Raw genomic sequence first — 13324 nt, 5'->3', positions numbered from 1 at the left:
GCTTGGGTCGGGTAGGTACGAGAGTTTCGGAAAGCCTCCGCTGAGCGGGGGCTTTCTGCATTTCCGCCCCCGGTTCGCTGCGGTAGTCCTGGTGAGCGTAGGTCAGGATTCATGCAGATCTGGCGTGCTTCGAGCAGTTCGTCCACGAATGGTTGTTTGTCGTCCGTGACGGCCACCATGTCTTCTTGGTCGATGAACAGCCGTTCGAAAATGCCTCGTTGAGGTGACGGCGGACCGGATCGGCGACGTCGCGGTAGAGCTGCTGCGGATCGGTCATCAGGTGCAGGGCATCCCGCAGTACTCCTGTACCGACGCCCAGTTCCTCCGAGGTATCCACCAGCCCAGCTCCGATTCGACTGCGTTGGTGTTTCAGGTCGTTGATCTTCGTCTTGATCTGTCCCACGGGCATCGTGCCGTCGGCGGCCAGGTCGATCAGTCGGGCCGTCTTCTCGTCGATGGCCTTCGGTTGACGGTTCAGACTGGCGTGCCGATCTCTCGTGCTGGCCTGTTGGTCGCCCAGGGTGGCATCGAGCAGATCCCGGACGGTCTCGATGAACTTACGGGGGAGTTGCAGCGTGGCGTAGTGCTCGACAATCGCCTGTTCGACCAGTGCCGTACCGAGATGTGGCAGATCGCAAAGACCGTCTTGCCGTGCGCGGCAAGGAAGTAGTCGTAGCGCTGCTTGGTCTTGCCGGTGGCCTCGGTGTAGATCAAGCGAGAGGTTCTTCCGACGGTTCGACCGGCCCGGTCATAGCTACTCCGGCTCAGGTCGCGACTCCGGTCATAGCCACTCCTGTCCAAGTCGCGACTCCGGTCCCCGCCACCCCGGTCACGTAGAGCAGACGTGATCACCGAATGCAAACATGCCTTCGACGACCATGCCCGCACCAGTCACGACGTCACCCGGCCCACCGGCTTCCGATTCGACGTCACCCGGGTGCGCGCCGACTGCGTTCAGAACCCAGGCCCTCGTCGTGGTCCCGACATGGCCGTCCCTTACGTTCATACCCTGAATCGAACGGGGACGCGGCGGGGACGCGGCAAGGACATCACGGTGCCGCCGTGGGTGCACGCTGAGCATTCGGTGCACAGAGGAGCGTCACCATGGCATTCACCCTCTATCCAGATCCGGCGTCGCGCGCGCTGCGAGTGAGCAAGCAGGGCGCCTTCGTCGACACGGAGTTCACGCAGCGGGCGGGCGAACCACTGTCCGACTTCTCCGGGGCCTACCAGCGGATGATGTACATGCGAGTCGCCATGGTTGGCGGCATCGATGCACCGGCGCCGACACTATCGATCATCGCAGGCAGCGGGCCTCCCGTGGAGATCGGTGTCGATTCGAAATCGGTGTTCCGGGAGACCGGGCTGGGCGGGGCCGGGGTCGGGTTCGTCGGGGACGTCTTCCTGATCGTGGAGGGCGGCAACGCTTTTCAGGTTCTGGTGGGGTTCGAGCAGCCGACGTACGAGCCGTGGAAGTTGCGGATTCGGAACAACGACGCCGCCGTCGACCGTGATTTCACCTGGGTGGTCGCCGACAGCGCCGTCGACAGTACGCAGCCGTGGGTCGACGTGCGCGCCGTTCAGTACACCAAGCGAGCTGCGATCGTGCTGTCGGCACGACCACGTGGCGTGATCGTCGATCCGGGGTTGCGGCTCGCGTCCGTAGCCGTGCTCGAGGTCTCCGCAGGCGCGGCGGTCAACGACGTGGTCTTCGTCGATGCCACGACGCGGACGGTGTCGGGACGTGTCACGGTGGGGAAGAACCCGTGGGCACTAGCGCTCGATCCAGTCAACCACGAGGTCTACGTCGCCAATTGCGGTGAGGCCAAGACCACGGTGATCAATGAGCGAACGAAAAAAGTTTCGGACTCCGTGCCCAGCGGAAAGGCCTCGGCCAGTGCCTGTTTCGATCCACGGACCCGGGCCGCGTTCGTGGTGGCCAATGCCGACAAGACGGTGTCGATCATCGCCGCGGCGACCCGGTCGGTTGTCGCGACCGTCGCGGTCGGCGTCAATCCGTGCGGTGCGTGCGTCGATCCCGAAGGTCATACGGCGTATGTGTCGAACTTCGCCGACAACACCGTCACGCTGATCGACACCGATTCACGTGCCGTTGTCGGCACTCTGGTAGTCGGGGCGCAACCGTTCGGTTTGGCCTTCGAACCGCGCACGCGCACCGTGCATGTCACGAACAACGCCGCCAACACGGTATCGGTGATCGACACGCGGACGCGCACGGTCGCGCCGGCGTTCGTGGTGGGTAAAGCGCCATCGGCCATCGGGGTCGACACGGACCTGAACAGGCTGTACGTGGTCAACAGCGGCGACGACTCCCTGTCTGTGGTCGACTCCCGGAATTGTGCTGTGCTGGAGACGATCCATGTCGGCAAGAGCCCCGCCGCGGTCGCGGTCGATACCCAGACCCACGCCGTGTTCGTAGCCGAATACGACGACAGAACCTTGACGCCGATCGACGTGACGGTCGGATGACACGGGACGAGGAGTCACACATGCCGATCCGGATCAAGAGCCTCGCCACAGCGGGGCCGTTGTGGATCACGCTCACCGACGGGGCGCACCTGCGACTGAGTCCCGGCGAGGTTTCGGACGAGCTGGGCGACCTGGATGGCAGGCGAAACCCCGTCGTAGAAGCATTGGTACGCGACGGCCTCGTCGCGGTCGAGCCTGTGAAGCGCGGTCGCACCGCCCAGCCGGTGGTGCGCAAAGCTGCGGGGAAGCCGAAATGACCGGCGCGTTCGCGGAGTCCGCACCGCGCTACGCGGTGTACCCGATGTCGGGTCGGCCGCTACGGGTCGCGGTCGGCGGTACCGTGGAGCTGGCGATCACCCAGGTCGCCGGACCGACGATCGGCGGACTGCCCTACGAGCAGATGATGTTCGTGTACGTCGCGGTGCAGGGCAGCGCCACGATCTCGCTCACGATCGTCGGCGGCAGCGGAGATCCGGTGTCACTCGACGCCAAAGCCGCTCCCGTGCATCGGAATCCCGGCGATATCGGCTATATCGGTGATGCCTGGATCGACTCGGTGGATCAGCACGGTGTGTATCGAATCCATGTGGGGTTCACCGCCGCCACCACCGAACTGTGGCGGTTGCGGGTCCGCAACGACGACCCGCACGCGGAGACCGGGTGCACGCTGGTCGTGGCCGGTGATCCCGACAGTGCCCGGCAGCCGTGGGTGAACGTCGAACCGAAGGCGCTCACCTATGACGTGCTGGCAGGCCAGCAGCGAACCGAGAGCGTCGTCGTCACCAATTCCGGCACCGTGGAATGCGCGATCACCGGTGTGACGCCGCAACTGCCTGCGGCTTTCGTCATCACCACGCCGATGCCGGTTGTCATCGCTGCGGCGGGCTCGCTCTCGTTGGCGATCCGGTTCGACGGGCCTGCGGTGCCGCCCGCGCCTGCCGGGGTGCTGACCGCCGCGGCACGGGTGCGGACCGAACCGCCCGACACCACGACGACCGGCAATCCCGGTCACAGCATCGACTTGGCGCTACACGCGACCACCCGATGGCCGCGGCCGAGTCTCGGGCCGCAGGGCAGGCAATTCACCCCGCACATCGGCCCGCCCGGCACACCGGTCACGCTGCGGGGCAGCGGATTCGACGCAGGCGGGCTCGTGGTCCAATTCGGCGGGAAACTCGCTCCGCAGTTGGCCCCACCGACCTCGACCGGCGTCCGGGTGAGCGTGCCAACGCTGACTCAGGGGAGCGACGTCACGGTCGAGGTGATCACGACCGGAGGCGGTGTCCTCAGCACCGACGTCTTCCGGGTGCGGCCGGATTTCGCGCGCGCCGTCCAGATCCTCGACGGTGCGGGCGCACCCGTCGCGAATGTCCCGGTCCTGCGGGCGCCGCTGCCGGGCGATCCCGCGGTGACCGGAAGTACGAACGCGCAAGGGCGTTGGGGCTTCCAGGAGACCGCCTTCGATCCGGTGAAACTCATGATCGGCGCGCCCGGCTGGACGGCCGTGGCGGCGGCGTGCGAGGTCGACGACTGGATCGGGGAACGAACGTTCACCGTGTCCGCGGTCCCGAACGGTGGCGGCTTGATCGTCAATCGAACAGGGTCCATTCCCGGGCTCACCGGCCGGTTGAATCCGATCCGGGACGCGCTGGACCGGCTGTATCTCTATGCCGACAATATCTCGGTCGACTCCTCGTCGTATCAACCGGTGACCTTCGCCGTCGGCGCCCCGTTCACACTGCAGGACGCGCTCGGTGTCTCGTTCCGGACCGAGGTGCGCGCGAGCGCGGGCAATATCTTCCTGCTCGCATATTCGAAAGCAGGACAGGAACCCTCGACCATCCATCGCAGCGCGCGGGTCATCGACTCGAACGGCGCGCCCGTCGCGGGTCTCGCGGTCATGCGAGTCGCGGCCAACGGCACCTTCCTCGGCGGCCAGACCGACAGCCAGGGCAGGTGGGTGTTCGACGATTGGTTCACCGGCGAGGTGAAGTTGCTGGCCGGAGGTCCTGGCTGGACCGCCGCCGCGGCCACCTTCGGCGCGGGCCAATGGATCGGGGAGAAGACGCTCACGGTTTCCGCCGCCGCGGGCGGGTCGCTCATCATCGCCTCGACCGGTTTCGTCCCCGGCCTCAACGGGCGGCTCAACCCGATCCGGGATTGGCTGGACCGGCTCTACCTCTACGCCGACAACTGCACCATCGACGGCTCGGCGGACCAGCCGGTCGGCTACCGGGTCGGTATCCCGTTCCGTGTCGTAGACGCGGCCGGTCATCGGTTCCGGATCACGATCCTCGAGATTCTCGGGCGGTCATCGCTGCTGCAGTACGTGAAGGAGTAGCCGATGTCGGTCTGCCGGGTGACGTGGACGGCGCGAGTGAGTGAAGCCGGGTCTCGATACTCGGTGCCGAAGTCAGGTGTGCGTGCTGGAAGTTCTATGGCGGGGCGCAACCAGTTATTCGAAAGGAGAACAACGTGGCGAAGCAGACCTACCCAGGTGTCTACATCGACGAGGTTTCCTCGGGTGTAGCACCGCTCGAGATCGCGAGCACCTCGACCGCCGCGTTCGTCGGCACGGCCGAGATGGGACCCGAAGCCGCGACGAAGGTGACGAGCTGGGCGCAGTTTCAACGGCTGTACGGTGGCGTCCTGCCCGACAGCTACCTGGCCCCGAGCGTGTTCCAGTACTTCAACAACGGCGGGCGACAGTGCTACATCGTCCGCGTGGTGAAGACAGACGCCGCCGCGGCGTCGGTAACGCTGGCCAATCGCGCCGCGACACCGGTGGCCGGTGTCGTGTTCGCCGCGAGGAGCAAGGGCACGTGGGGTAACAGCCTGGTCCTGCAAATCGAGGATGCGGCGACCAACCCCGGCAACGACTTCCGGGTCAGCGTGCGCCGCCAGCCCGATCCGGCGATCGTGCCGGTGAATATCAACGACACGCCACCGATCGAGCAGTTCGACGATCTCAGCGCCGATCCCGTCTCGCCGCGTTTCGTCGAGACCGTCCTGGCGCGGGAGTCGGTGCTGATCACCGCGACGATGAAGGACACCAACAAGTTTCAGAAGGGTCTGCACCGTGGCGGCGTGAGCCCGACCCTGCCGCTCAATGCCGCGCTGAACCTACAGATCGATGTCGACGGTGACGGATTCCAGCTGGTATCCCTGCCCGGCACCGCTGGTACCGCGGACCTGGCAGGCGTCGCCGCGGCGATCGAGACCGCCGTCAAAGCACTCACCAAGAAGCGCGCGTCGACCGATCCCAAGGCGTTCACCCAGTTCACTTGCACAGTGGAGCCGACCGCCGGTGCAGGCCCGAAGCGCCTGGTGCTGCGATCGGGCACGGAAAAGGCGTCGTCGGCGGTTCTGATCGCCGCGGCTCCGGCCGATGACGCGACTGTACAGCTGAAACTCGGCCCCGCACGCGGGGTTTCGGAAACCGGCGCGGCGGTCCGGCGACCGGTCAACGCGGCGGCGGTGCAGGTCGGCGACGCCGAGAAGGGAGGTGGCGTCCTCGAGATCACGCCGGGCGATGATGGCAATGCCACGCTGACCGCGAACAGTTTCACCGATGCCTTCCCCCGCCTCGACGCGATCACCGACGTGAGCCTGCTCGCGGTACCCGGCGAGGCGTCGACCACGGTGATGAACCAGGGCCTGGCCTACTGCGCCGGGCGCCCGCTGCGCGACATGTTCTTCGTCGGAGAAACCACCCGCGCGGACCAGAGCCCCGTGGGGGCGGTGGGATTCCGTGCCGAGCTGGCGGCGAATTCCTTCGGTGCGCTGTACTTCCCATGGGTCAAGGGGATAGATCTCACCGGGCGTTCGCAGGATCCGGTGCTGCTCCCGCCGTCCGGGTACATCGCCGGGCTCTACGCGCGCGTCGATGCCGCCCGCGGTGTCTGGAAGGCACCGGCCGGAACCGATACGACACTGCACGGAGTGCTCGGCCTCGGCTACGAGCTCACCGACGTCGAGCACGGTGACCTCAACACGAAAGGCGTGTGCGCGTTGCGCCGATTCCCGACCTCGGGAGTGGTGGCTTTCGGCGCGCGGACGGTCGCGGGACCATCGGACGCGATATGGCGGTACGTGCCGGTGCGCCGCACCGTGATCATGCTGCGGGTGAGCATCTACTACGGGATCCAGTGGGCGGTGTTCGAGCCGAACGACGAGCCGCTGTGGTCGCAATTGCGGTTGAGCATCGGTTCGTTCATGTCGACGTTGTTCCGGCAGGGCGCCTTCCAGGGCTCGACCACCACGGAGGCGTTCTTTGTCAAATGCGACGCCGATACGACCACGCAGGCGGACATCGACCGCGGTGTCGTCAATGTCGAGGTGGGTTTCGCGCCGGTGAAACCGGCCGAGTTCGTCGTGGTGAAGATCAGCCAAAAGGCCGGACAGGCATCCAGTTAAGGAGCATCCCGTGGCACGCTTCACGGTCAACAGCACTCGATTCGATCCGTACCTCGGCTATCGATTCAAGATCAAGTGGGATGGTCAGTACGTCGCCGCGATGAACAAATGCGGCGCGCTGAAACGAACAACAGAGGTCACCTCCTGGTACGAAGGCGGTGATTCGAGTGGGCCTCACCAGATTCCGGGCAAGACCAAATATGACGCGATCACCTTGGAAGCGGGCGTCACCCACGACACCGCGTTCGAGGACTGGGCCAACAAGGTGAACAACTTCAAGGGCGACGCCGCGATGTCGCTGGCCGGTTTCCGCAAGGACATCACTATCGAAGTGTTCAACCATCAGGGACAGAAAGTGCTCGCGTACAACATTTTCCGTTGCTGGGTGTCCGAGTATCAGGCATTGCCGCAGCTCGATGCCGGCGCGAACGCGGTGATGATCTCCACCGTCAAGCTCGAGAACGAGGGCTGGGTGCGGGACACCGCGGTCGTCGAACCGAAGGAGACCTGATCGGCGATCGATCGCGCGATCGAAAGGAATGGAAGTGAACGCACTCACCGGGACGCTGCCCGGCGGCTACTGGGACGCCGCCGGGGTGTTGCACCGTACCTACGATCTCGTACCTCTGACCGGGCGGGAGGAAGAGCTGCTCGTGCACGCGAGCGATCGACCGCAGGCGGAGCTGGTCACCGAGGTACTTACCCGAGGTGTGCACAGGATCGGCGACATCGAGTCGGTCTCGGCGGAGGTGGCGCGTGGTCTGCTGGTCGGGGACCGGCAGTTGCTGTTGCTTCGATTGCGGCAGGCGACCTTCGGCGATCTGGTGCGTGCGGCGTTGATCTGCCCGTGGGCCGATTGTGGGCAACGAGTGACGATGGAGTTCTCACTCGCGGAAGTCCCGGTCGTCGAATCGACGGCCAAGGGACCCGTGTACACGATGCGACTCTCCGACGCGGCGACCACGGATACGAACGGCGGCGCGCCGATCAGCTTCCGGCTGCCGACCGGAGCCGACCAGGAACAGCTGTCCCGATGGCTGGCGGTCGACGAGGCGCGCGCGCTGACCATGCTGCTGGATCGTTGTGTCGGCGCGGAGATCACCTTGTCGTTGTCATCGCTGGCTCGTGCGGAGATCGAGTCGGAAATGCGCAGGGCCGCACCGGGTGTAGAACAGGTGCTGGAGGCCGGTTGCGCGGAGTGCGGCCGGACCTTCCTGGTGCCGTTCGATGTGGCGCGCTACTTCTTCGGCGAGCTGCGCACCGACCGCGAGTTGTTGTACCGCGAGGTGCACTACCTCGCCTACCACTATCACTGGTCCGAAGCCGAGATCATGTCGATGACGCGTGAACAGCGCCGCACCTACCTCGAGGTCCTCGGCGACGAGATCGAGAGGAGTAACGGCGATGCGTGACAGTTACCTTCGCGAAGTCCTCGCCGACGGTGCGCGGAACTTCCGGTATCGCGCGGGCGTCGCGGCTCTTCTCGGTCAGCCCGACGCGGTCGGGAATTTCCTGTCGCCCATCGCGGATCCTCTTCCACGGTTCCCGTACCCGAAATCAGCGCGCCCGACCCGTGATCGGGGTTCCGCCGCACCCCTGGATATCACGGCTCGACCGACCGGTCGTACAGTTGGCCTCCCCGGTGCCGTGGTGGGGCCGACAGCCGTCGACTTACAGCCCTTCACCCGCCCGCACGCTGCACGAACCGGCGATCCTCATACACCTGTGGCGCCGACCGACGGTGAGATATGGGAGTTCGCCACACCGACCGGGGACACATCGCCAGCCACAGCCGCCAGGGTCGAGGTCGGCATGTCGGCTCCACGGCCGACCGCCGAACCGACCGCCGCATCGAATTCCTCGACGCCGGAGGGTACTCAGCGCTCTCGCCGAACAGCAGCCGGGCCCGCGTGGTTCGAAACGAGAGGCGAGCAATCGCCTGCCGAGTCCCAATGGCTTGCCGCGCCGGAGTACCGCCCCGGACGGGATCCCGATTCACGATCGGCTCGGCGCGAGCGCCCGAGTATCGTCGATGCGAGGCCGGACTTCCCCGCGACGAGTGAACTGCCGGAATCGGCTGTGAAGGTGTCGGATCCGGCGATCGCGGGTATGGGCCGATCCCTACCTCCCGCAACATACGCGGGGCAGGCTACCCCGGATGGTCCGGAGGAGCGACCTGGGCCGCTGACATCGACCGGCCAAGCCGCGTTGTCGGACGCGCGGTACATGAATACGGCTACCGCCATGACTGTTTCGCCGCTTCCGGCCCAGGCGCAGTGCAGAACCGGCGTCACTGCGCGGAAGTCCATCGATCTGTTCGAAGGCAGCGGTGCGGCGGAAGATGCGTCCGAGCCGCCGGATTTCCCTCCGACCACGGTCGAAGAGATCGGCGAGATGACTCCGGAACAGGGCATCCCCGCGGACGGGACGCGCATCGGGCACCGGTTGCCACACCCGGCGAGCAGCGCGGCGCCTGGCACCGGGGTACCCGGATTCGTGGTCGCAGAGGAGTTCTGGGGCCCGATCGAGGCCGACGATATCGTGCCTACGGCTGAGCACACGGCGCCCGTGATCCCCGCGTCGAGCACCGCACCCACGCCGGAGGCGACCATCATCCAGCCGGCATGGGACGAGCCGCACGGCGGTACCCCCGGGTATTGGACGCGGCGGCGGCTGCGCCGATGGCAGACGGGAATCCTGCGGTGAGCGCGTCGACCGCCATCGGCATGGTGAGCACCTCGCTGCGCGATCTGCTGCTCGCCGAGATGCAGCTGACCCCCGCGGTCGAGGTGACCCTGCTCAGCCCGGACGAGGCAGGCGTCGCACGCCGGGTCAATCTCTATCTCTACCGGGTCGACGAGAACGAGTACCTGGCCAACGGGGACTCAACGACGGGTCCGGGCAATCAGCTCGTCCCACCGCCGTTGTCGCTCAACCTGACCTATCTCGTGACCGTCTACGCGCAGAATGACACCGTGCTCGGCAATGTGCCCGCGCACGAGATCCTCGGTGAGGTGATGCGGGTGCTGCGCCAGCATTCGCCGATCCCGCGCGCGCATCTGCACGCCGGGCTCCGCGATGCAGGCGAGCGGTTACAGATGGTGTGTCGCAAACCGGATCCCGAGGAGCTGAGCCGGATCTGGTCCACGTTCGCCAAACCGTATCGGCTCTCGGTGCTGTATCAGGTGTCCTGCGTGCAGCTGGATCTGCCGCGCACTCCGCCGGAGTTCGTGCCGAAACGTATACGCCGAGTAGGTGTTCCGGCGGTTACTACCGTCGTCGCGCCGCCGGTGATCGACGATATGACGCCGGTGCGCGGCCTCGCGGGGACCACGGTGACCTTCTCCGGTCGTCATCTGGCAGGTCGGCTGATCTCGGTGGCGGTGGCCGGTCGGGTGCTGCTCGATCGACATGATGCCGCCGATACGCTGCCCGTGCCGCTGCCCGATGATCTGAGCGAGGGAACCTACGAGATTCGCGCCGCGGTGTCGCCGGAGCTGGTGCGGACCTTCCTGTTCGAGGTGACGTCGTGAGATATCCGCCGTACACCGACGATTACCAGCATTTGCGGGACGAGTTGCGGCTGCTCGACCTACGGATCCGGTCTCGTCTCCTGACTTCGCCGCTGCTCAACGAGTTGGCGCCGCAGTCACAGATCGCTCGCACCGCTTTCATCACCCCGGAGGAGGTGTACTGGCTGCTCGACCGCGGTGACGACAGCGCGGCGGCCGCCCAGGATGCCGATCCGGTGCGACCGGCGATCGACGAGCTCGCCGCGACGATCAAGGGCAGGCTCGCCGCGAGCCGGGCTGCCGGGTTCGATCCGCCCCTGCCGCGGCTGTGCCGCCGCTTCGGCCTCAACGAGCTCGAATCGGCGGCCGTGATCGTCTGCCTGGCACCGGAACTGCGGATCCGATACGACCGGCTCTACGCCTATCTGCAGGATGACATCACGCGCCGACGCCCGAGCGTGGATCTGGTGCTGGACCTGCTGTGCGACGACGAGTCACAACGATGGCAGGCCCGGCGCTGGTTCGCGCCGACGGGGTCGCTGCTGCGGTGGCGGCTGCTGCACGCGACGACGGATCCCGACAGCCCGTCGGGGTCGAGCGGACTGGCGTGCACCCTCCGGCTCGATCCGCGCATCTGCCGATATCTGCTCAACGACCCGCAATTGGACCGACAGCTGGCCCGAGTCGCGACTGTGCGAAACCATCCTGGCGAGTGCGATGTCGCCGACCCGGCCGCTGTGGCAATCCTGGATCGTTTTCTGTTCCCACCGTTCCAGGACGGGTCATACCCCATGGTCGCCTATCTGCGCGGGCCTGCGGGAACGGATCCGTCGCCGGTCGCGTTGCGAGTGTGTGCTGCCCGTGGACTGCCGCTGGTGCAACTCGATGTCGAGGCGCTGCTGAGCCTCGCGCCTGTAGACGCCGCGACTTCGGTCCGGTCGGCGTGCTGTGAGGCCGCGCTGCGTGAGGGCGTGTTGTATCTCGACCGCGCCGACGCGTTACTGCGTGAGCCGTTCGGGACCGCGGCGCAGGCACTGCGTGAGGTGTGCGCCGAACCGGGCGCCACGGTAGTGCTCGGTGGCGAGCAGCCGTGGACAGCGCATCACCTGCTGACCGGCGCGGCCTTCCGCGCCATCGACGTGGCAGCGCCGGATTTCAGCGCACGCGTGTCGATCTGGCATCGAGCGCTCAACGGCCGGACGCCGGTGACCCGAGGCTGGGCCGAAGATCTGGCCGCGCGCTTCGCACTGACACCGAGCCGGATCAGAGCCGCCGTCGCCAGTACGGACGAGGCACCCGAACCCGGCGACGGTCCGTTCACCGTCGAGGCACTCGCCGCGGCATGCCGGAAACAGGCCGACTTTCAGCTCGACGGGCTCGCGGTCCTGGTCGAACCACGCTACGGCTGGGACGATCTGGTGCTGCCCGCGGCGAAGATCGCACAGCTCGAGGAGATCTGCGCTCAGCTGCGCCACCATCGCCTGGTGTTCGAGACATGGGGGTTCGGGCGGGCCGTACGCCACGGCCGGGGGCTCAGCGTCCTGTTCGCCGGGCCGCCGGGCACCGGGAAGACGATGGCCGCGGAGGTCGTGGCCGCGACGACCGGGCTGGCGCTGGTGAAAGTCGACCTATCGGGCGTAGTGAGCAAATACATCGGTGAGACCGAGAAGAACTTGGCCCGGGTTTTCGACGAAGCCTGCCGTCACAACGCGATCCTGTTCTTCGACGAGGCCGACGCACTGTTCGGCAAACGAACCGAAGTCTCCGACGCGCACGATCGCTACGCCAATATCGAAACCAGCTATCTGCTGCAGAAGCTGGATTCCCATGACGGTTTGGTACTGCTCGCGTCCAACCTTCGCGCCAACCTGGACGACGCGTTCACCCGGCGAATCCGGCATATCGTCGAGTTTCCGTTCCCCGATGCCGCACTGCGGCACAGGATCTGGCAGACACACCTGCCTACCGAAGCGCCGGTGTCCGCCGATGTCGACTGCGCGGGACTGGCCCGCGATATCGTCGTGGCCGGTGGTGATATCCGGAACATCGTGCTCAATGCCGCGTTCCTGGCGGCCGCCGAGGGCAGCGCACTGGGGGCCAGGCACATCGTTCGGGGCGCGCGCCGCGAGTTCGAGAAACTCGGCAAGCTCTGGACCGAACCGGCGGCGGAGGTGCGGGGATGAACGCGATCAAGCCCAAGATCCTGCGGGGTGCGTTCGTGGAGTTCGGGCTGAGCCTGCCGCCACTGATCGTGGTTTTCCAGTACAACCCGCTGCAGCTCACCCGCAACCGTTCGCTGACCTTCGCGCCCCCTGCCATGCCGACGCCGCGGGCGACCCGGGCCCGTCCGAATCCGCAGACGCCCGAACCGAAGTCGATGCGCGAGTTCCACGACCGGACCGATTTCGACGACCTCGACGAGCTGCGCCGCCATCAGATCGTGACCGTCAACGAACCGACCATCGGTTTCGACATTCGTTTGGACGCGACCGACAAACTCGACGGCAAAGACGACCTCACCACCCAATTCGGCATCTCCCCGCAGCTGTCGACTTTGGAGCTGATGGTGTATCCGAAAGGTGAAGGCGTGCTCGGCGCCGCGGTCTCGGCACTGCTGGGCAAGCCGAAGGATTTCCTGCACCCGCGCCGGTCCAATCCGCCGCTGATCCTGTTCATCTTCGGGCGCAAGCGCGTGCTGCCGGTGAACATCAACAGCCTCAATATCACCGAGACCGAGTTCAGCGCCGACCTGAATCCGATCCGAGCGACGGTGGCGGTGCAGCTCACTGTCATCGAGGGCAAGAATCCGCCGTTCGTCTACTCGCACACGATGACCGAGGCGATGTCGCTGCTCAACCTCGCCAATATCGGCGATGTCGCCAATGTAGTGATTCCGGGGTGAACGC

The 13324-nt window shown here is 66.1% G+C and carries 11 protein-coding genes; all 11 read left to right on the top strand.

All coding sequences use genetic code 11. The features are described 5' to 3' along the window. Positions 1-223: 223 nt before the first annotated feature. The 11 genes from IT779_RS04565 to IT779_RS04515 all read left to right on the top strand — a co-directional run bounded on the left by IT779_RS04565 (position 224) and on the right by IT779_RS04515 (position 13320). A complete protein-coding gene (locus tag IT779_RS04565; protein ID WP_196147928.1) occupies positions 224-670 on the top strand; it encodes a hypothetical protein in 447 nt (148 codons plus the stop codon). A gap of 587 nt (positions 671-1257) precedes the next feature. After that, positions 1258-2490, top strand: coding sequence for a YncE family protein (locus IT779_RS04560; RefSeq protein WP_196147927.1), 1233 nt, complete (start codon positions 1258-1260; stop codon positions 2488-2490). A gap of 20 nt (positions 2491-2510) precedes the next feature. Beyond that, positions 2511-2747: a hypothetical protein gene (locus tag IT779_RS04555; RefSeq protein WP_196147926.1), complete on the top strand. Its 237-nt coding sequence runs from the start codon at positions 2511-2513 to the stop codon at positions 2745-2747. Next, positions 2744-4831, top strand: a complete 2088-nt coding sequence (locus IT779_RS04550) for an IPT/TIG domain-containing protein (protein WP_196147925.1) — start codon at positions 2744-2746, stop codon at positions 4829-4831. Before IT779_RS04555 ends, IT779_RS04550 begins: the two co-directional genes overlap by 4 nt. Positions 4832-4965: 134 nt before the next feature. Further along, positions 4966-6906, top strand: coding sequence for a phage tail sheath C-terminal domain-containing protein (locus IT779_RS38690; protein ID WP_196147924.1), 1941 nt, complete (start codon positions 4966-4968; stop codon positions 6904-6906). 10 nt (positions 6907-6916) lie between these two features. Continuing rightward, complete coding sequence (locus IT779_RS04540; RefSeq protein ID WP_196147923.1) at positions 6917-7417, top strand: phage tail protein; 501 nt, start codon at positions 6917-6919, stop codon at positions 7415-7417. Between the two features lie 34 nt (positions 7418-7451). Then, positions 7452-8318 (top strand): T4 family baseplate hub assembly chaperone, encoded by an 867-nt coding sequence (locus IT779_RS04535; protein ID WP_196147922.1) that lies wholly within the window; start codon positions 7452-7454, stop codon positions 8316-8318. Between the two features lie 832 nt (positions 8319-9150). After that, positions 9151-9612 (top strand): hypothetical protein, encoded by a 462-nt coding sequence (locus IT779_RS04530; RefSeq protein WP_196147921.1) that lies wholly within the window; start codon positions 9151-9153, stop codon positions 9610-9612. Further along, entirely contained in the window at positions 9609-10439 is an 831-nt protein-coding gene (locus tag IT779_RS04525) for a DUF4255 domain-containing protein (RefSeq protein ID WP_196147920.1), read from the top strand. The genes IT779_RS04530 and IT779_RS04525 overlap by 4 nt, the downstream gene beginning before the upstream one ends. Then, positions 10436-12601, top strand: coding sequence for an ATP-binding protein (locus IT779_RS38685; protein WP_196147919.1), 2166 nt, complete (start codon positions 10436-10438; stop codon positions 12599-12601). Before IT779_RS04525 ends, IT779_RS38685 begins: the two co-directional genes overlap by 4 nt. Next, a complete protein-coding gene (locus tag IT779_RS04515; protein WP_196147918.1) occupies positions 12598-13320 on the top strand; it encodes a hypothetical protein in 723 nt (240 codons plus the stop codon). The genes IT779_RS38685 and IT779_RS04515 overlap by 4 nt, the downstream gene beginning before the upstream one ends. The last annotated feature ends 4 nt before the right edge of the window (positions 13321-13324 follow it).

The sequence above is a fragment of the Nocardia bovistercoris genome, assembly GCF_015674855.1.
GTDB lineage: Bacteria > Actinomycetota > Actinomycetes > Mycobacteriales > Mycobacteriaceae > Nocardia > Nocardia bovistercoris.
This window is presented reverse-complemented; position numbering and strand designations above follow the sequence as displayed.